This window comes from Pedobacter sp. (assembly GCF_041645105.1).
Taxonomy (GTDB): domain Bacteria; phylum Bacteroidota; class Bacteroidia; order Sphingobacteriales; family Sphingobacteriaceae; genus Pedobacter.
This window is the reverse complement of sequence record NZ_JBAZQQ010000001.1, coordinates 182,362-201,901: the sequence shown is the minus strand read 5'-3', so window position 1 is coordinate 201,901 and position 19,540 is coordinate 182,362. Positions and strand designations below refer to the sequence as shown.

General features: G+C 35.0%; 25 protein-coding genes. 22 read left to right on the top strand and 3 right to left on the bottom strand.

Features of this window, described 5'->3' with window-relative positions; genetic code table 11:
- Positions 1-27: 27 nt before the first annotated feature.
- The 5 genes from WC623_RS00865 to WC623_RS00845 all read left to right on the top strand — a co-directional run bounded on the left by WC623_RS00865 (position 28) and on the right by WC623_RS00845 (position 3,658).
- Positions 28-1,260 (top strand): hypothetical protein, encoded by a 1,233-nt coding sequence (locus WC623_RS00865; RefSeq protein WP_372847647.1) that lies wholly within the window; start codon positions 28-30, stop codon positions 1,258-1,260.
- Between the two features lie 110 nt (positions 1,261-1,370).
- Positions 1,371-1,670, top strand: a complete 300-nt coding sequence (locus WC623_RS00860) for a hypothetical protein (protein WP_372847646.1) — start codon at positions 1,371-1,373, stop codon at positions 1,668-1,670.
- Positions 1,660-2,106 carry a hypothetical protein gene (locus WC623_RS00855; protein ID WP_372847645.1) on the top strand — a complete coding sequence of 149 codons (447 nt, stop codon included), beginning with the start codon at positions 1,660-1,662 and terminating at the stop codon, positions 2,104-2,106. Before WC623_RS00860 ends, WC623_RS00855 begins: the two co-directional genes overlap by 11 nt.
- Positions 2,107-2,187: 81 nt before the next feature.
- Positions 2,188-3,135 (top strand): hypothetical protein, encoded by a 948-nt coding sequence (locus WC623_RS00850; RefSeq protein ID WP_372847644.1) that lies wholly within the window; start codon positions 2,188-2,190, stop codon positions 3,133-3,135.
- Between the two features lie 265 nt (positions 3,136-3,400).
- Complete coding sequence (locus WC623_RS00845) at positions 3,401-3,658, top strand: hypothetical protein (RefSeq protein WP_372847643.1); 258 nt, start codon at positions 3,401-3,403, stop codon at positions 3,656-3,658.
- A gap of 75 nt (positions 3,659-3,733) precedes the next feature.
- Here the strand turns inward: WC623_RS00845 and WC623_RS00840 are convergent, their stop codons facing one another.
- Positions 3,734-3,976 (bottom strand): helix-turn-helix domain-containing protein, encoded by a 243-nt coding sequence (locus tag WC623_RS00840; protein WP_372847642.1) that lies wholly within the window; start codon positions 3,974-3,976, stop codon positions 3,734-3,736.
- A 90-nt stretch (positions 3,977-4,066) separates the two neighbouring features.
- Here WC623_RS00840 and WC623_RS00835 point away from each other — a divergent pair, with 90 nt between their 5' ends.
- The 6 genes from WC623_RS00835 to WC623_RS00810 all read left to right on the top strand — a co-directional run bounded on the left by WC623_RS00835 (position 4,067) and on the right by WC623_RS00810 (position 8,651).
- Positions 4,067-4,384 (top strand): hypothetical protein, encoded by a 318-nt coding sequence (locus WC623_RS00835; protein ID WP_372847641.1) that lies wholly within the window; start codon positions 4,067-4,069, stop codon positions 4,382-4,384.
- Between the two features lie 67 nt (positions 4,385-4,451).
- A complete protein-coding gene (locus WC623_RS00830; protein WP_372847640.1) occupies positions 4,452-4,874 on the top strand; it encodes a TolB family protein in 423 nt (140 codons plus the stop codon).
- A 282-nt stretch (positions 4,875-5,156) separates the two neighbouring features.
- Positions 5,157-5,570 (top strand): hypothetical protein, encoded by a 414-nt coding sequence (locus tag WC623_RS00825; protein ID WP_372847639.1) that lies wholly within the window; start codon positions 5,157-5,159, stop codon positions 5,568-5,570.
- Positions 5,567-6,910, top strand: a complete 1,344-nt coding sequence (locus WC623_RS00820; protein ID WP_372847638.1) for a hypothetical protein — start codon at positions 5,567-5,569, stop codon at positions 6,908-6,910. Before WC623_RS00825 ends, WC623_RS00820 begins: the two co-directional genes overlap by 4 nt.
- Positions 6,911-6,963: 53 nt before the next feature.
- Positions 6,964-7,989, top strand: coding sequence for a DUF262 domain-containing protein (locus WC623_RS00815; protein ID WP_372847637.1), 1,026 nt, complete (start codon positions 6,964-6,966; stop codon positions 7,987-7,989).
- A gap of 5 nt (positions 7,990-7,994) precedes the next feature.
- Positions 7,995-8,651, top strand: coding sequence for an MAE_28990/MAE_18760 family HEPN-like nuclease (locus WC623_RS00810; protein WP_372847636.1), 657 nt, complete (start codon positions 7,995-7,997; stop codon positions 8,649-8,651).
- Positions 8,652-8,874: 223 nt separating this feature from the next.
- On the opposite strand, the gene WC623_RS00805 is transcribed toward WC623_RS00810, so the two are convergent.
- Complete coding sequence (locus WC623_RS00805; protein WP_372847635.1) at positions 8,875-9,321, bottom strand: hypothetical protein; 447 nt, start codon at positions 9,319-9,321, stop codon at positions 8,875-8,877.
- Between the two features lie 681 nt (positions 9,322-10,002).
- On the opposite strand from WC623_RS00805, the gene WC623_RS00800 reads away from it, so the two are divergent.
- Positions 10,003-10,425 carry a GNAT family N-acetyltransferase gene (locus WC623_RS00800; protein WP_372847634.1) on the top strand — a complete coding sequence of 141 codons (423 nt, stop codon included), beginning with the start codon at positions 10,003-10,005 and terminating at the stop codon, positions 10,423-10,425.
- Positions 10,426-10,439: 14 nt separating this feature from the next.
- On the opposite strand, the gene purN is transcribed toward WC623_RS00800, so the two are convergent.
- Positions 10,440-11,018, bottom strand: a complete 579-nt coding sequence (gene purN / locus WC623_RS00795) for a phosphoribosylglycinamide formyltransferase (protein ID WP_372847633.1) — start codon at positions 11,016-11,018, stop codon at positions 10,440-10,442.
- 243 nt (positions 11,019-11,261) lie between these two features.
- On the opposite strand from purN, the gene WC623_RS00790 reads away from it, so the two are divergent.
- The 10 genes from WC623_RS00790 (at position 11,262) to WC623_RS00745 (ending at position 19,517) form a co-directional block, all read left to right on the top strand.
- Positions 11,262-12,008: a superoxide dismutase gene (locus tag WC623_RS00790; protein ID WP_372847632.1), complete on the top strand. Its 747-nt coding sequence runs from the start codon at positions 11,262-11,264 to the stop codon at positions 12,006-12,008.
- A gap of 119 nt (positions 12,009-12,127) precedes the next feature.
- The gene (gene rpsT / locus WC623_RS00785; RefSeq protein WP_099440835.1) at positions 12,128-12,382 is read left to right on the top strand and encodes a 30S ribosomal protein S20; all 255 of its coding nucleotides are present in this window, start codon (positions 12,128-12,130) and stop codon (positions 12,380-12,382) included.
- A 72-nt stretch (positions 12,383-12,454) separates the two neighbouring features.
- The gene (gene radC, locus WC623_RS00780; RefSeq protein WP_372847631.1) at positions 12,455-13,153 is read left to right on the top strand and encodes a DNA repair protein RadC; all 699 of its coding nucleotides are present in this window, start codon (positions 12,455-12,457) and stop codon (positions 13,151-13,153) included.
- A gap of 29 nt (positions 13,154-13,182) precedes the next feature.
- Positions 13,183-14,019, top strand: a complete 837-nt coding sequence (locus tag WC623_RS00775) for an endonuclease/exonuclease/phosphatase family protein (protein ID WP_372847630.1) — start codon at positions 13,183-13,185, stop codon at positions 14,017-14,019.
- A 30-nt stretch (positions 14,020-14,049) separates the two neighbouring features.
- Positions 14,050-14,787 (top strand): prolipoprotein diacylglyceryl transferase, encoded by a 738-nt coding sequence (locus tag WC623_RS00770; protein WP_372847629.1) that lies wholly within the window; start codon positions 14,050-14,052, stop codon positions 14,785-14,787.
- Positions 14,784-16,175: a radical SAM protein gene (locus WC623_RS00765; protein WP_372847628.1), complete on the top strand. Its 1,392-nt coding sequence runs from the start codon at positions 14,784-14,786 to the stop codon at positions 16,173-16,175. Before WC623_RS00770 ends, WC623_RS00765 begins: the two co-directional genes overlap by 4 nt.
- Before the next feature lie 30 nt (positions 16,176-16,205).
- Positions 16,206-16,397 carry a hypothetical protein gene (locus WC623_RS00760; protein WP_372847627.1) on the top strand — a complete coding sequence of 64 codons (192 nt, stop codon included), beginning with the start codon at positions 16,206-16,208 and terminating at the stop codon, positions 16,395-16,397.
- Positions 16,398-16,486: 89 nt separating this feature from the next.
- Positions 16,487-18,886: a phenylalanine--tRNA ligase subunit beta gene (gene pheT / locus WC623_RS00755; protein WP_372847626.1), complete on the top strand. Its 2,400-nt coding sequence runs from the start codon at positions 16,487-16,489 to the stop codon at positions 18,884-18,886.
- Between the two features lie 19 nt (positions 18,887-18,905).
- Positions 18,906-19,196 carry a hypothetical protein gene (locus tag WC623_RS00750; protein ID WP_372847625.1) on the top strand — a complete coding sequence of 97 codons (291 nt, stop codon included), beginning with the start codon at positions 18,906-18,908 and terminating at the stop codon, positions 19,194-19,196.
- 30 nt (positions 19,197-19,226) lie between these two features.
- Positions 19,227-19,517, top strand: coding sequence for a cell division protein ZapA (locus WC623_RS00745; RefSeq protein WP_349784546.1), 291 nt, complete (start codon positions 19,227-19,229; stop codon positions 19,515-19,517).
- Positions 19,518-19,540: the final 23 nt, after the last annotated feature.

The following is a 19,540-nucleotide window of genomic DNA, read 5'->3' as shown; positions in this document are numbered from 1 at the left end:
GAAAAAATGTGTAATGCCGACCCTCAAATGAACAATAGTAACAAGCCTGATCAAATCCCTAAGGAAGTTGTCGATAAGAGTATTGTTGACCTTAATGATGATATGATGCGCCATGATATTGGTGATATGTATGACGAACAGATGGAGGGGTTGCGTAAGGAATATATAGAAGGTAATCAGGTCAAATTTGAACGTTGGCCTGCTACCCTCTATTTTATATTTGAATGGTTTAGAGATAAGCAATACGATAACATTGAGGAGTATGCCAACAGAAATGCAGAGTTTGGTGATCGGCAGGAATTTAGTTATGCAGATAAGTTAAAGTACGTTGAACATGTAGGTCGGTGCTACTACGTTGGTTTTCATGAGTTCTGTCTAGAGGCTACCTTCTTTACGATAAAACCTAATGGGCTAAACGAGCAAGTGGCATATAATAGGTGGGTCATTGATAATTGGAGGTTTTGGTTACATAGTGGTAAAAAGATTATTGGAGAAAATGACTTTCCGGAAGTTTACGGACATATAGATGAACTTTTGAAAGGATATGCCGAGAACACTGTTAATCTTCGGAAGAAAGAGAAGATAGCTTATATAAATAAAGAGTTAGGTGCTGTCAAATCTTTTATAAAAAGGGCAAAGGTTTCAGATCGCTTAATAGAAACAATGTTGGTTAAGTTCAAAGCAAATAGAGAAACTCATATTTATCATCAAGAGGTTGATACTTCGTCAATGTGGAATGACTTAAATGATATTGCCCAAGTTTGGGACATGCTTAAGTATCAGGTTTTTTTGGATGACGAAATTAAGCGATCAACGAAAGTAGCAGGGGTAGATGAGGCATATAGACCGGTTCCCTTAAAGATGCTTAATGATGATCAGATTAGTCTTCTGTATAAGCGTTTGATTGATGAATGCTTTATTGATAGAAGTTGCAACTATATAAAGTTTAAGCATGCACTTCTTCAAAAGGAGTCTGATGATGTTGCAAAAATTCGATGGATTGATCCGGCAGATAGTAACTATATTAACAAAGTGACTTTAATCGAATTGATTGATAGGATTATTGAGGATGAGGGTACTGCTGCTGATAGGAACAGTTTTATAGTTAGGTATTTTAACACCTACATCGCTAATGTTGATCAGGATATTTTTAGAAAAGATCTAAATCAGTCAAAGAAGCGAGTGAAAAAACAGAAAGCCCCTACAGATCGTCAGATAACAATTTTTCATATCTCTGATGCGGTATTAAATCTTAAATAATGAAATCCACACCTACATCCGATGGGGGTGTAGTTCTATTTTAGGCGGGATTGTATTCTCAACTTTACAAAAGATTAAGGCGCCATTAATCTTTAAATAAAGAAAAAAAGATGAATACAAAAGAAGTAACAATAGAAAGGGGTGAGTCCCTCCTCCTAAATCAAAAGGAAATATTTAATATGGTTGATTTTTGTAGGTATACAGGATTTTCTAAGTCCTATGCCTATAAATTAACAGCGACAAGAAGAATAAAATATAGTTGTCCCCAAGGCAAGTTGATTTTTTTCAGGAAGATTGATGTCGATGAGTTTCTGATGGGCAATCCCATCAAACCAATGGATGACATAAATCAGGAGGTAATTAATGTTGTTACTGGCAAAACATCGAGGAGGGGTTATTATGGTAATTAATTCTGTTTATAATTTTCAGATAAAGGCTATTAACGATCAAAAGCAAGTGTACTCTATAGAGGCGCTATCTAAGTTTGGTAATCACGACATGTTAAATTTGGTTTTCGAGTATTTTGAGGCAATAGACTTAAATAAAATTGGTCCTGTTGATAACGCCAGTGGTTACATTGCTTATTCAGTAAAAAAAATAGGGTCATTATTGGAGTACGAACCGATAATTTTTGAAACATCGATACAGTCACAGGCTTTTGGTTTAGTCAGGTCACTGAAGAAAGACGATGCTATTTTGTTTAAAATGTCTCATGGAGGAATGTTGGAGGTGTATGTGTTTAACAATAAATACTCATCCCGTTTGCTTCTCTTGCAGATGTTGAGGGATGGTGCTTTCGATCATATGATCGAAGAAATAAACGAAGTAATTAATGCATTGTTATAATTCACATGGGCTGTTAGATATTTCTACTTTAACAGCCCATGTACAATATTAACATGAAATTTATAATTTGAACTTATAATAATGATAGATACAATAAAAATAAAAATAGATGCAACAGAGTTAGAAGATGATTATTCTTATACTTTGGAAAAAAGGTTAGGTATTCCTGAATATACATTTAAGAAAAATGGAATAAAGGTGTTTAGATGGGAGATTGATAACATGATGATAAGGTTAGATAATATGGGATTAACAGTACAAGGAAGTTTAACTAAGTACAGTGTCGGAGATAACCTGAAGTCGGCAGACAAAGAACAATTGAAGATTGCAATAGAAAAATTAGGTGATGTTCTTGGTATAGACTTGTATAAAGGTGTTGTAAAGGGTGTTGATATAGCAGCAAACATACGGACGGTATATCCAGTTAAGGAATATTACCCATTTTTAGTTGATTTAAGTAGGTTAAATAGGAATGAGTTACATAATGGGTTGTCTTTTAGTAATACTTTGAGATATGTAAGCTTTTACGGTAAAATCAAGGAAATGAAAAGGAAGAGAGGAGTGGAGGTGGATGAAGCATTCGTAAATGAAAATATTTTGAGGTTTGAATATAAACATACACCAAAAAGTTTGATAGGTATGCTTAAGGTCAAGGAACCAACTGTACAGTATCTTTTTGAACAGTACAATAACGTTGTATTATTTTGGAAAGATGCTTTTGAATCTGTCGAGAAGATGAGTGATGTTTGTGAACCAACATTTGAAATGTTCTCTGTTAAAGGTGGGTTTGATACATTTTTAATGATGAAGGGCATTGAAGCAATAGGAGGCTTGAGAAAGGCCTTAAATATGGTAGATGTGGCAAAAGGGCGCAAGTACTTGTGTCGGTACCCTAATCAAAGCACCAATATTAAAAACAGGCTTAAAAAAATTATGGCCTCAACTCAATACATCAGGAATTCAAAGTTGGTTGAAGAACTGGAAGAAAAAATAGCGATGATATATCAGCATGCATTAGCCCGTTGCTAAGTTCATCAAATATTAGATCAGTTTGATTGAGTGATATTTTACATTCACTAGCCTTGCTTAAAAGGCCTTAAAATGTGATTTTCCAAATAAATTCCAATTAAAGTTGTGCAACTTGTTGGTTTTCAATGTCAGGTTACTTTTTAAATAGAAAAGTAACCTAGAAAAACACAACATTTTGGTTGTAATAATTAAAGAATATTTGATTTTAAAAATTTAATAAAAATCCTAATGCTTTGACCCAATTGGGTTTCTAATATAAGTTGAAATGCAGACAGAAATTAAAGAGTTATCAATAATTGAGTATTATAAAAGTTATCATAATTATGATGTTAATATAATACCTAAAATCGTCCGTTATCGTGTTAATGCGATGTACAAGCAAGGTAGTCCAATGGAAGTGGATGCTATAGAAGGAATTATCAATATGTTAAAAATAAGAATAAAAGAACCAATATGGGCTAATCCGGTTAAACAAGTTATCCCAAGTGGAGTCAGAAGAAACATACTGCGAGGTTCAGGATAAAGTCGGGATGATAAGGTTTTAAATAGTGATCTACTTCTAATTAGGCATTTTAGTTATCTAAAGTGCCTTTTTTAATTAAAAAGGTTTGTCTGGAAAAAATGCGTTAAAATCACAATCAAAGATTTTGGCCAGTTTGTTAAGATGGTTAATGTTATATTTTGCCCTATGACTGCTGCTTTCGACTTGGCCAATAAAACCATAAGATACATCCATTTTAAATGCCAGTTGCGACTGCGTTAAACCAGCCTCTTCACGCATCTTTTTTACTCTTGCAATAACAAAAAGGTCAATTTCAGATGTATTTGATTTATCTGCCATAATTGCTCACAAGAACGCAATCCCAAAAATCTCATGAACTTATACATGTCTAAGTAAATGTTTTTATATTTATCGAAAATTGAGCAATTCATGAATAAAGAATTAAGAATAAAAGAATTAAAAAGGGAGTTGTTAGAAATAGAAGGTAGAGAACTACAAAATGTAGAAAGAGGTTCCAATAATTTAATGGGGTCCGGAGGTGTAATAATTGCCATTGGTGCTATTTGCCTTACTATAGGTGCTGCCAACGCAATGTTTTGGTTGTTAATATTGGGGCCTGTAACTATGTTGATAGGGGTTTTAATGATGTCAAATGCGAAGTCAAATTTAAATGAGTTTGAGCAAAAGAAAAAGGAAAGAGCAGAGCGTATTTTGAAAATAAAAATGGAACTTGTTGACCTAGAGTGATATTATAGCAGGGATGCCGAAAACTGCTTTCAGAAAGAGTAGGCTAAACAAAACCAAATAGACAAACATGAAGAAAATTTTATTAAGCACTATTGTATTACTTTCATTTTCAGTATCCATTCTGTTATTTCAAATAAGTTGTAAAAAAGAGGCAAAAGCAGAATCACCAGTAACAGGCGCCGCATTAAATATTTTAGTTTTTACAAAGAGTTTTCCAGGGGTTAATTATAAATGGGAAATTTGGACAGCAAATTATGATGGGAGTAATCAGAAGAAAGTAAATCTACAATTACCATCCGGTGTTAACCTTGATGGTCTACCTCCAATTCTTTCACCGGATGGAAAAACTATTTTTTTTAATGTATTAGGTACGCCTAATAGTAATCTTGATGGTGCAGATATTTATTCTTGTAACATTGATGGAAGCAACGTTAAAAAAGTGATAAGTCATGGGGATACGTATGACGTCTCTTTAGGGGATGCGAAATGACGTTAATGGTAAATAATGAGGTCTAAGGCGTTATAATATCTTGCGCCTAATAAGAGTTAGGTTGTGATAGATTTCCCCTCTTAGCATGAGGGTAAATGAGTTTTAATGCAAAGATTAAGAGGTCATCTATTGTGGATGACTTTTTTGTTGTAAATCAACGTTTTTATGATGAAGATAAGAGGAAGTTGATGCGTATTTAATCATGACTATAAATTGACTAATTTTTAAAAGTCTTATTTTAATACTAACTTTACTAAATACCTAAATTGACAGCACTCGCCAATGAAATATAAATATGAAGAGCCTATCAGTGGATTTAGCCATTGTGTGATAAATTCTTGCCTACCTAAAAATAAGATTGCATATCGGTGGACATTCGAATCCATTCAAAATACTAACAATTTTATTCCAAGATATTTGACATCAGCATACGAAAGTTTACCAAAGGACGATTGTGTAGGATATGCTTTGTCAATGTTTGATGAAGAGGATCGAGCAATAGCCCGTTTAAATAAGATATGTGAGGGAAAAAAGTACCTTTATAAAAAATTAGGTACTCACTTGAGTAAAGGAATACTTTTAGAGAAAGAGGGAGTTTGCAGCGATTCTGATGAAAATGGTCATTTTAGTTTTTTTGAAGCTGCAGAAGTTGATTTGTCAAGTAGTTTTACCGTGATTAAGCCAATAATGCAATGAGTATTGTTCAGGGGATAAAAGTTAAAGAGATTTCATTTTCTGGCCTGAAAAGGGTGGGCGTTTTATTTTATGACGAGTTTCCTTCGACTTTAATTTATGCTGATGACAAAAATATACCTTTCGTTCTAGAATGGGTTGACTGTGACGACGAGGGAGTTTTAGATAGATTCTTGCTTTTTCAGACCACAAAGAAACTATTAACCAAATTTCTATTAGCGGAAATATCACATGTAAACTTTATTCGGACGTCTTTAAAGGAATATATAACATATTTTGAAGGAAGTTTAGAGAAACCATTGAATCCTGCTTTTTTACGTTTTGATGAAATTCCTGATGGTTATTTGCCTTCAAATAATGTCTTTTTCAATAAGGAAGAGAGTGTGCAGTTGCAAGAAATTACTACCAATTTTAATATTTCATTAGAAGACCGTTCTGTGGCGATTTTTGGCGGAGGTCTTGTTAAAGAGAGGTTAAATGAATTGTTGGTTTATGACAGTGAGCCATCTCCATTGGAATGGACAAAGTTGATCGCTGAAAAACAATTACGTCAAGTCTTTAATATTCATTTACAAGAAGGTAAAGATATAGACTTTGGTGTAGCGAATACCTCAATTTTAGGAAATGTTTTAACTTCATTTGATTCATTGTATAGGGCGACTGCATTGGATGTTTTTGAAGGTGTTACTAGGGGTAACATTGTATCGTTTAATTCGAAGAAAGCTAAGGCATTATTGCCGAAAATTACGACCGAGGTATTTTTAGAGAAAGCCGCATCATTTAGTATATTTATTCGTCCTGTAGTCTCCAATCAACAGTTGTTAATTGACAGCAGTACAGAAACAGATGTTGTTTCTGATCGTCTATTTTCCCTTTTTTTTACTAGTGAGAACAAAGAAGGACTAGAGTCTTCATTTAATAAATACAGCAGTTTTGTGTATAAGTCTTACATCGAGTTCTTAACTGTTATAAAAGAGAATAATTTAGAAGTTGATTATAACTTTTACAGCCCTTTTAATAAGGCTGAATACGTGAGAACCTTTGATTCTATCAAAGCATGGGAGGTTTTAGAGATCATTGATCAATTGTCTAATAAGGAAACGGAGAAATTTAATCTCATTGTAAGGTTTACTGCTCTGAACTGTAATACAGGGCACTACTATTGTGAAAGTAGCGATAAACAGATTTATTCTGGTCACTTTGATAAGTTGCTACATGAAGGTATGCCAGGATTGAATTTTACAGATATATATGAAGTATCCGTAGAGAGGAAAATTACAAAAATTACAGGTAGAGTCGACCCTAAAATTGAGGATACGGTACTGTCCTGTTTAAAACAATAATTCGTGAAATAATTATCTTAAAGATAAGATTCTTAAATAATAAAAATGGGCATATGGATTTGATGGAACAATTAAATGAGCAGAAACGAAAAGTAGATTTTAATTCTTACGATATAAGTGTAAAGGAGTTGATATCAATGGTCTCAGAATCTATTATTGATATTGCTCCAGAATATCAACGGCAATTTCGCTGGCCAAATGACAAAAGATCTTCATTGATAGAATCTGTTCTTTTGGGAATACCATTGCCGAATTTATTTATGGCAACCAATCCTGATGGTTCATGGGAGTTAATAGATGGTGTGCAAAGGCTTAGTTCAATAATACAGTTTGCAGGTTCAGAGAGTGCTAGACAGAAAATTAATGTTGAAGATGAGTTGAAATTAGTGCATTTGCAAAAACTCAACCTATTTAATAATTTGAAGTTTTCGGAGTTGCCAAAGTCTGTTCAACTTGATTTTTTGCTTAAGCCGTTAAAAATAACTACGTTAACGGATAAAAGTGATCTTGAAGTGCGATTTGATTTATTTGAGAGATTAAATACGGGAGGTGTAGCTTTGACGAATCAAGAGATTCGTAGTTGTGTTTATAGAGGTAAGTTTAATGATTTTATTAAATCATTATGTAATGATGATAATTTTAAGAATGTAGTAAAATTGACCAGAACTCAGGAGGATGATGGTACAAGAGAGGAGTTTGTCCTAAGGTTCTTCGCTTTCTTTTATAATTATGAGAATTTTGATCACAGCGTTGTAGATTTTCTAAATAACTTTATGGCATCTGCAGTAAAATCTTTTAATTACAAAGAGGGTGAAGAGATATTTATAAAGACGTTTAGGGAACTATCAAATCTGCCAAATGGTATAACTCGAGGTCGGACTACTACACCGACAAATCTATTTGAAGGGGTATCAGTTGGTGCAGCATTAGCTCTGGGGGAGGTGTTGCACTTAAATTTAAATAATGCCCAAGATTGGATTGAAAGTGATGAACTTAAGGTTTATACCACAGGTGCTACAAATTCTAAGGCCAAAGTTTTACAAAGAATTAATTTTTGTAAAGATAAGTTTGTAGGCTAAATATTATGCTAACTGCAGTCAAAGCCGAATCAGCCGAAAGATTGACCGAAATACGGCAATGCTTAGATTTTATTAGTCCTTTAATTCCTGTAGCGCCTACCCCTACGCCAAGACATCTTAATAGTTTAAAGGGAGAAATGTTTGTTCAATTATATGGAGCCATCGAGTGCACTGTTACTCTCACGTTGAAGTCTTCTATAGATTATATAAATAGTTTAAACTTAAATGTGAACGATATAAAACATTCGATATTGGGTTTAGTCCTAAATTCAGAGTTTGATGCACTTATAAGTGTTGCTTCGAAAAAATGGGATAAAAGGTATGATATAACTGATAAGATTAAGTTAAATCCGATATGCAGTATAAATAATACGTTGATCCCTACTGATGGGAAGAATTTTGGACGCTCTCAACTCCAAAGTGTATGGAAGACGTTCTCAATTACAGAACCGATTTTTCATGATGTTGCTTTCACAGGACGTTTAAGTGAAATTATCGATTACAGAAACAAGATTGCACATGGTGTATATGCTGCTTCAAATATAGGTAATAGAGTAACGTTAATGGATTTATATAATCGACAAACAGAAGTGTCAAGGTTTTGCTCATATTTTATTTCTGTTTTTGAAGATTATTTAAACAGGTCTCAGTTTAGAGCATAAAATTGATGTCTCTAATGCATTGTAATTGGCAGGATATACATTTACGTGAAAAAATGGAGATGTATTCTTAGGGATAAGTTAAACGTTAGGTAGTGCGAAATAGCATCTGGATTTAGAATGTAGAAAAAAATTAAAATCTCTTGAATTTGGAAATTGATATATCGCAACAGCGCTATCAATCACATAATGTGCCTGGTCATCTATTTTATCTTCTACCATTGATTTACTTTTTATAGGATTTCAATTCCTTACAACGCTTATCTAAAAATTCATACTGCGAACTTGGTAATTCCGCCTTGGCTTGGGTCATTAAATAATCAAGATACTTTTCAGCGCTATCATAGAGATTTACAGGGCGATTTTTGATTTCTGTTGATTTATCTGTAAATGTTGTCCCACCTGTTGAAATTTCAAATGTATAAGTATTTCTATCGTAAGAAATTTTATAAGTAGTTGGCTGCCAAAACAACCTAATTTTCCAATGAAAATGATAGTTTTTTTGTTCCTTGGGAAACTGTTCCGCTAATGTTTTCAAAGCCTTACACATTATCGCACATTCAATTATTTTGCTTTCCCAGTGACTAGGTTTTGATGGTTTGATAAACTTAACTTCATTAGAATTAAGTATTGAGTTACGGGCTTCGTCTAATGATGAATATGCTACAATCATTGTGTAAGTTTGGTATCCGCTAATATACATAAGCGTAATGTCAATAAAAAATTCCAACTGATGAGGTAATAGAGGTTGCAAAATGCTGTACATGTACAAGGATTAGTCCTTGCTTTTCATAACCTATGCTTGCCTATGCTCTAACCTGAATCCAATCAAATTCCAATTAATTTGGTGTAATTGCTTGAGAATCACTGGTGGTTGACTTTTGAGCCGCAAAGTTACCTGTTTTTCTTTTATTGTCAAATGATTATTTGTGGTATTCTAAACTAGGTTTGGTGTAGGAGAAGGTTGTCTATTTTCTAGTCCGTTTAGGAAATAAGCTTTAGATGCATTGCGATTTGATTCTTATCAATGAATTTATACAATTATATCTATACATTGTTGTTACATCTTAAGGACTTTAGGTGGTTTTTTTTCATTAAATTTATTAATCAATAAACAAATACACTAGGTCTATTATATGCAGAATGGAGAAAATTAAAATACAAGGTTATGATTCAACCGGGAACTTACTTTTAAAGATTATAATAATCCTGAAATGATTAATAATAGCCGATACAGAGCACCTTCCCAAAGATTATGTAATGATGCTTGCAAGTATTCTTGTATTCAGATAAGTTGAAAATTTAGTACCTTTGCCCTTATTATTTATTGTACAAAGCGAATAGTTAAAAGGTTATGAAATACCAGGCGAAATACCAAGATGTAGATCCTGGAACATATATCCATCTAAGGGTATCAAGTGGCTTAAGCCCTAAAACCCTCGAAGCTGCAAAAATTGGATTAAATAACTCGATTTGCAGTGTAGTTATCCTGGATGTATCAAACAATGACCAACCAGTAGGTATGGGTCGTATTATTGGCGATGGGGCTTGTCATTGCCAGGTTGTTGATATCTGCGTTTTACCCGCACACCAAAAGCAGGGCCTTGGTAAATTGATTATGCAATACCTTAAAGACTTTATAGATGAATCTTTGCCTCCATCCTGCTATATCAGTCTTATTGCTGACGGGGATGCCTATAGACTGTACGAATTGTATGGCTTTAAAGAAGTTTGGCCCGCATCACGTGGTATGGCCTTTTCTAAAGCGGTAAAGTAATCATAATCTGTAACCTACTTCTTTATTTTTTTGATAACACTTTCTACAATTCTTGGATAGTGAAGGTGCTCCAGTTGCTGCCCTTTAAATTTAACCATTTCAAGGTTGTCATCTTTTTCGATGCGATATTTAGCCTGATAAATGTATTCCCCTTCATCGTAGTTTTCATTTACATAATGAATGGTGATACCACCTTCAGGTTCTCCAGCAGCCATCACAGCATGGTGAACATAGTCGCCATACATGCCTTTACCTCCAAATTTTGGTAAAATTGCAGGGTGGATATTAATGATACGTCCAGGGTATTCAGCAATAAGTCTTTTAGGAATTAGCCATAAGAATCCAGCAAGAACAATCAGGTCTATTTCCAGGTTTTTTAACAGATCTATAATGTTCTCTGTGTGATAAAATTCGTGTCTGTCAAAAATATGAGATGGAATTTCAAAATTATCCGCTCTTTGTAAAACAAAAGCATCAGGATTGTTCGTCAGTACCAGGGCTACCTCAGCTTCTGTACTCTTTTTAAAATGCTCCATTATTTTTTGAGCGTTGGATCCTGATCCTGAGGCAAATATAGCTATGCGTTTTTTCATGACGTTTTTCTTAGGGTATGATATTCTGCAATAAAGCTATAATTAGCCCCTTTATTGAATGATCAAAGATAAAAATTAATCATTAGGTTCAAAAAAAGAGCATTATACTGGAAATAGTAATCATTGTTCAAATTGTTGAGACTATGTAAAAATTAGAAGATGTGTAAACTTTTTTCCGCGAGATCAGTTTCTTTATATTAAAGACTCTCACCAAGCTTGGTAATCAATAAAACAATAGAAATTATGGAATCGAACAATAGAAGGAATTTTATTAAAAATACTTTAACAGCTTCATTAGCTATGGCAATAGGTACTCCTGTTTTGCTAAATGGAGGAATTGCTAAGGCAACTGATTTTATCGATAGTAATGATAATAACTTTACTGCTTTTAAATTTACGCAGTCTCCTTTAAAGTATGCTTATAATGCACTCGAGCCTAATATTGATGCGCAGACCATGGAGATTCATTATACAAAACACCATGCTGCCTATGTTAAAAATGTAAACGAAGCCATTGCTGCTGAAAAAATACCATATACAACAGCAAAAGAGTTTTTTAATAATGCATCGAAGCTGTCGGCCAAGGCACGTAATAATGGTGGTGGTGCATGGAACCATAATTTCTTTTTTGATACACTAAAGGCGGGTACTTCTGCAGGGCCACAAGGTCGCTTAAAACAGGCTATAGATAAAGCATTTGGATCTGTAGATAAGTTCAAGGAACAGTTTTCAGCCGCTGCGGCTTCACGCTTTGGCTCCGGCTGGGCCTGGTTGGTTAATGATAAAGGAACTTTGAAGATTACCTCTACTGCGAACCAGGATAATCCCCTATTTGATACTGCTGAAGTAAAAGGCACGCCTTTATTAGGGCTGGATGTCTGGGAGCATGCTTATTACTTAAAATATCAGAATAAGCGCGCAGATTATATCGCCAATTGGTGGAATACAATAGACTGGGATGTGGTGAGCAAAAGGTATGAAAGTAAGTAATTTAAAAATATTTGCATAATGGCTTTGTAAATTAAAAACATTAATTCTATATTTGCAGTCCGAAAAATAGAACAATAAAAGGGCGTGAGCTCCAAAAATAAAAATATTAATAACATAAAATGGCAAATCATAAATCTTCAATAAAAAGAATTAGAGCAAACGCAACTAAACGTTTACGTAATAGGTACCAGGCAAAAACAACTCGTACGTTTATCAAAAGATTGCGTGCTGCAGAAGATAAAAAAACAGGATTAGAATTACTTCCTAAAGTAGTATCTATGCTGGATCGTTTAGCTAAAAAGAATGTTATCCACAAAAACAAAGCAGCTAACAATAAATCTAAGCTGACTAAATTTGTTAATGGCTTAAAATAAACATAGCTTTATAATATTATAGAACGGGATATGCAATGCATATCCCGTTTTTTTGTTTAAAGGTATTTTTATATGAAACCATATCGGAAAAAGCTGGGAATAAAATCTTGGGCGGAAGCAGACCGTCCGCGTGAAAAACTATTATTAAAAGGGAGGCGACAGCTTACTGATGCAGAGTTGATCGCTATTTTGATTGGATCAGGAAATAAGGATGAAACGGCTGTAGATCTGAGCAGACGAATGCTGGCTACTTACAACAATGATCTGGATAAACTTGGAAGAGTTACTGTAAAGGATTTGTCTAAATTCAAAGGTATAGGCGAAGCAAAAGCAATAGCTATTGTGGCTGCTTTAGAGATAGGAAGAAGGAGAAAAGAGAGTACTCAAAAGGAGGTAGTTAGAATAACCTCTTCAACAGAGGCTTTTGAAGTATTACTTCCTGTATTTGCAGACCTGGATCATGAGGAGTTTTGGATTTTGATGCTGAACCACGCTAATTGTGTGATCGGCAAACAGCCAATTAGTAGTGGAGGCTTAGCAGGGACAATAGCTGATCCGAAAATTATCTTTAAAATAGCGCTTGAACATAATGCTTCTAATGTGATTCTGGCACATAACCATCCTTCCGGAAATTTAGCACCTAGTGAGCAGGATATTGATGTTACCAAAAAGCTGGTTTTAGCAGGAAGCTTGCTGGATTTACATGTGCTTGATCATTTGATTGTAACAAATAAGTTATATTATAGTTTCGGCGACGAAGGATTAATTTAATATTGGAGCTGTATCTTGGCTAGATGAAAATGACGATTAAACTATGCTCAGTGCTCTTATTGCTGAGTCTGACTGTAAGTGCTCAAAGAAAACCAGCGAACTACATTAATGTAATGAGTTTTAACATTCGTTATAACAATACAAATGATGGAGTGAATGCCTGGCCAAACAGAAAAGATAATGTAAAGGCATTGGTGAAGTTTCATGATGCTGATATATTGTGTGTTCAGGAAGCTCTGGCTTTACAGGTTGATCAGCTTTCAGAAAATACAAATTACGAAAGAGTTGGAGTGGGTAGGAATGACGGTAAGCTTGGTGGCGAATTTACCGCTATATACTTCGATAAAGACAGGTTCAAGAAAAAAGATGGTGGTACATTTTGGCTTTCGGAAACACCTGATGTGCCTTCGAAAGGTTGGGATGCTGCAATAATAAGAATTTGCACCTGGGTTAAGCTTCATGATAAGTGGAACAAGAAAGACTTTATCGTGTTCAACACGCATTATGATCATGTTGGTGTTCAAGCCAGAATTGAAGCTGCTAAACTTATCAAAAAGAAGATTATGGAGATTGCACCAACACTGCCGGTTATTTTAACAGGTGATTTGAATGTTACTCCGGAAACAGAAGCAATAGCTACTCTAAAAACATTTTTAACAGATACTAAAGAAGCTGCAATTGAACCGGCTTATGGTCCTGAAGGAACGTTCAATGGTTTTAAATTTAATGCAAAACTACAGGATAGAATTGATTATATCTTTATAAACAAGGGGTTTAAGGTACAGAAGTATGCTTCCCTTACGGATAGTAAAGATCAGAAGTACCCATCAGATCATTTGCCGATCATGGCAAGGTTGTTTTTCTAATCATTAAACAAATCATATAACTTATAAGAATTGACGTTCCCGGTTCAGTTTACGCTTTTTGGTGAATTATATCACTGGCACTATATTTTTGAGCTACTGGCTTTTTTTATAGGAGTAAGGCTTTATTACTTTTTAAAGAAAGGGATAAAGGATCCGATCTCTGATGAAAATAGGTTGTGGATTATGCTGGGTGCTATGATAGGTGCCTTGATAGGATCGAGAGTTGTGGCGGTGTTGGAAACGCCGGAGACATTAAATATTTTGACATTCAATATTTTGTATCAAAGCAAAACAATTGCAGGTGGATTATTAGGTGGTCTGTTTGGCGTAGAGCTGATTAAGAAACTGATTGGTGTAAAAACGGCCTCGGGTGATGTGTATGTGATTCCTATTATAGTCGCTATGTTTGTTGGCCGTATAGGTTGTTTTTTAATGGGAATTGAAGAGCCTGTTTATGGTGTAGAAACTTCCTTTTTTATGGGGATGGATTTGGGTGATGGACTAAAACGTCATCCTGTTGCACTTTATGAAATGATCTATATGATATTGCTATTGGGCTTTTTTATTTCGATCAGAAAAAAAGAAATGCTGAATGGTGATCGGTTTAAACTGTTCATGGTATTGTATTTTCTATTTCGGTTTTTAACAGAGTTTATCAAACCCTATCATCCGCTTTTCTTAAATTTAAGCAGTATCCATTGGTCGGCTTTATTTATTTTTCTTTATTATTATAAATTCATCACCAGGATGGTAAAACCTAATCCATGAAGACAAGAGATTATATTTATTACGACTACACTAAAAGCCTTTGTCCGGAGTGCTTAATGCTTTGTGATGCTAAAATAGTTTTTCAAGACGAAAAGGTGTTTATGCTAAAGCATTGCCGCACACATGGCGATAGTAAGGTGATGATTGCTGATGATGTGGAGTATTATAAGCAGATCAGGAATTACAATAAGCAATCTGAAATGCCTTTAAAGTTTAATACAAAAGTGCATTATGGTTGTCCGTATGACTGTGGATTATGTACAGATCATGAGCAGCACTCTTGTCTGACTGTTATTGAAGTGACTGACAGGTGTAATTTAAGCTGCCCGACTTGCTACGCTATGTCTTCTCCTAACTATGGACGGCACCGTACCTTAGAAGAGATCAATAAAATGATGGATGTTGTAGTCGCCAATGAAGGGGAACCTGACGTTGTTCAGCTTTCTGGTGGTGAACCTACGGTACATCCCGATTTTTTTAAAATACTAGATCTAGCCAAAACAAAGCCTATTAAACATTTAATGGTGAATACCAATGGAATCAGGATTGCAAAAGATATTGCTTTTGTAGAACGTTTGGCTTCATATATGCCCGATTTCGAGATTTACCTGCAATTTGATAGCTTTAGTGCTGAGGTACTGAAAAAGTTAAGAGGAGAAGACCTGACAGAAGTAAGAAAGAAAGCAATAGATCATTTAAATCAGTTTAATGTGTCTACAACTCTTGTTGTTACTTTACAGAAAGGTGTTAACGATCATGAAATTGGTGAAATCCTGGATTATGCATTAAAGCAGAAGTGTGTGAGGGGGGTAACTTTCCAGCCTACACAGGTAGCGGGAAGAAATGATAATTATAATGATCAGGCAGGACGGATTACATTGACAGAAGTAAGACGGAAAATATATGAACAATATCCTGTTTTTACACCTCAGGACTTAATTCCCGTGCCTTGTAATCCGGATGCTTTATGTATGGCTTATGCCCTGAAGCTAGGTGATGAAGTGATTCCAATGACACACCTGATTAATCCTGAAGATTTGTTGAACAATTCAAAAAATACAATCGTTTTTGAGCATGATGAAAAGCTAAAGGAACATATGCTTAACTTGTTCAGTACAGGTGTATCTGTTGATTGTGCTGAAGATACATTTGGAGAGCTGATGTGCTGTTTGCCAAGGGTGAAGTCTGATCACCTTAGTTACGATAATCTTTTTAGGATTATCATTATGAATTTCATGGATCCCCTGGATTTTGATGTGCGAGCTGTAAAGAAGTCATGTGTTCACATTGTAAGTGATAAGATGAAAATCATCCCTTTTGAAACGATGAATATATTTTATAGGGACAACAAAATAGATTCTATAAGAGAGGAATTAAATGTCAATTAAAACATTTGTTTATAAATTAACACATTAAAGATGGAGTTGTTTTTAGTTTACTGGGTTATCGTAGGTATTTTGCTTTTGGTTGGTTTTATAAGATTAATCGTCGATGCGGTAAATAATAAACCCCTAAAGCCTGCTTTAATATTGCTAATTATTGGGGTGATTTTAATAGTTGTTGGAGCTGGAGCTTGCGCTGTGATATTAAGTGGTCTTAATGTACGCTAGTTTTCTTGTGTTTTATTTAATGTATGGGGATTAGGCTTTCTGCTTTCCGCTTTAAATAATATCTTTGCGTTTTATATTGAATACGCAACATGAAGATATCATACAATTGGCTCAAACAATTCATTCAAACAGATAAAACACCACAGGAAATATCACTTATCTTAACCGGTATCGGTTTGGAAGTAGAAAGTCTGGAAACAGTACAGCCTGTTGCAGGTGGATTGGAAGGATTGTTCATTGGACATGTATTGAGTTGCGTGCAACATCCAAATGCAGATCGCTTACGTGTAACTACGGTAGATGTGGGTGGGCCCGAGCCTATTCAGGTTGTTTGTGGAGCCCCTAACGTGGCACAAGGACAAAAAGTTGTTGTTGCAACAGTAGGAACAACCGTTTATCCTAATGAAGGAGAACCTTTTAAAATCAATAAATCTAAAATACGTGGAGAAGCATCTGAAGGGATGATCTGTGCTGAAGATGAAATTGGTTTAGGCGTATCACATGATGGGATTATGGTGCTTCCAGAAGACACTGTAGTAGGTACTACGGCAAAGGCATATTTTAAATTAGAAGACGATTATCTTTTTGAAATTGGCTTAACGCCAAATAGAGCGGATGCAACATCCCATTTAGGTGTAGCAAGAGATTTAGCCGCTTACTTCCGTACATCAGTTCAGATGCCGGATATCTCAAGCTTTAAAACAGATAATGAAAGTCTGGTGATTGATGTGGCAGTGGAAGATACAACTGCTTGTCCGCGCTATAGTAGTGTAACTATTAGTGGTGTTACTGTTCAGCCTTCGCCAGATTGGTTGCAAGATAAATTGAAAGTTATCGGCATCAGACCAATCAACAATATTGTAGATATAACCAATTATGTGTTGCATGACCTTGGTGTGCCGTTGCATGCTTTTGATGCAGATCAGATAAAAGGTGGAAAAGTAAGCGTTAAGAAATGTGCAGAGGGTACTCCATTTGTAACACTAGATGGAGTAGAGCGTAAGCTTTCGGCAGAAGATCTAATGATTTGCAATGCAGAAGAGCCAATGTGTATTGCGGGTGTATTTGGTGGAAAGAGTTCTGGTGTTAGCGAGAGTACAACCAATATCTTTTTAGAAAGTGCTTATTTCAATGCGGTATCGGTACGTAAAACATCAAAACGTCATTCCTTAAAGACTGATGCTTCGTTCAGATTTGAGCGTGGGACTGATCCTGAAATGACTGTTACAGCTTTAAAAAGAGCTGCATTATTGATTACTGAATTAGCCGGAGGAAAAGTATCTTCTCAGGTGTCGGATTTATACCCAACTCCTATTAAACCGTTTGATGTAGAAGTTACTTATCAAAATATTACCAGGTTAATTGGTGCTGATATTGCCTCGGAGGAGATCAAGTCTATTATTAAAGCTTTAGGAATTACCGTTGCTGAAGAAACAGCAGAAGTATTGAGTCTGAAAGTTCCAACTTTTAAAGTAGATGTAACACGCGAGTGCGATATCACTGAAGAAGTACTTAGAATTTATGGATACAACAACATTCAAATTCCAAGCAAAATAAATGCTTCACTTTCGTATACTTCAAAGCCAGATAAAGAGCAGACACAGCATGTGATTGCTGATATGCTTACCGCAAATGGTTATTTAGAGATTTGGTGTAACTCTTTAACAAAAGGTGCTTACTCAAAGAACCCTGAAGAAGCGGTACAGATTCTGAATCCATTAAGTTCTGATCTAAATGTAATGCGTCAACATCTGCTGATGCCAGCATTAGAGAGCGTAGCTTATAACCAGAATAGAAAAACACCTGATATTAAGTTTTATGAGTTCGGTAAAACATATCACCTGATTAATGACAAATATGTGGAGCGCCCGCGTCTGTTGATCTTGCTTTCAGGAAATAACCAGACTGAGCAATGGAACCAGAAGCCTTCGCCAGTAAGCTTCTATCATTTAAAAGCAGCTGTTGATGGAATTATAGGTCGCTTAGGAATCACTACCTATCAGACTGAAGAATTGAATGATGAGAACTTTGCTTTTGGATTGAAGTATTTCAGAGGCGATAAAGCTATTGTGAGTTTTGGAGCTGCAACTGCGGCTGACAGAAAGAAAGCTGATGTAGATAAAGAAGTTTATTATGCAGACTTTGACTGGGCTCTGATGCTTGATATGGTAAAGAAAAACAGGATCATTAATAAAGAAGTCCCTAAATATCCGGCAGTAAGAAGAGATTTATCGATGTTGGTGGATACAGCTGTTACTTTTGATACATTAAAGAGCATTGTTTTTAAGTCAGAGAAGAAGTTGGTTAAGAATGTGCAGGTGTTTGACGTTTATGTAGGCGATAAATTGCCAGAAGGTAAGAAATCGTACGCTTTGAACTTCACTATACAAGATGAAGAACAAACGTTAACTGATAAACAAATTGATAATGTTATGCAAAAGATTATTCATAACTTAGCACAAACAGCAAAAGCAGAAATTAGAAAGTAAAAAATATAAATATTTATTCATGTCATCAGTAGCAGATCAATTAACCTCCGTATTGCAGAAAACTGCTCGTTTAATAGAGCTTTGTAGTGCATTACAAGAAGAGAATGAGTTGCTTAAGCTGGAAAATGAATCGGTAAAAGTTGCACTTGATACCTCAAAAACCAAGAATACGGACCTTGAAGAAAAGCTAAGAGTTTTAAAATTGGCGAAAAGTATTGAGGGAACAAGTGAAAAGACACTTGATATAAAGCAAAAAATTAACGATTTTGTGCGTGAAATAGATAAGTGTGTTGTGTTACTTAAAAAATAAGTGATGCTTGAATTGAAACAAAGCTAAGAAATGGGAGAAATCTCGATAAAAATAACCATATCCGATCGTATATATCCGTTAAAGGTAAATACGGAAGAGGAAGAAATTGTAAGGCGGGCAGCCAAAATTATTAATGAGCGTATAAAAGACTATCAGGAAAATTATGCGGTCAGAGATAAACAGGATTTGCTTTCTATGGCAGTGCTGCATTATGCAACAGCAGTATTGAGAGTAGAAAATAAAGTGCAAAACCAGGATACTGCAGTTGCCGAGAAAGTGGAGGAATTGGATAGTTTATTAAACGGATTTTTCTTAAAATAAGGTTTGTTCTTTTTACAAGTTAA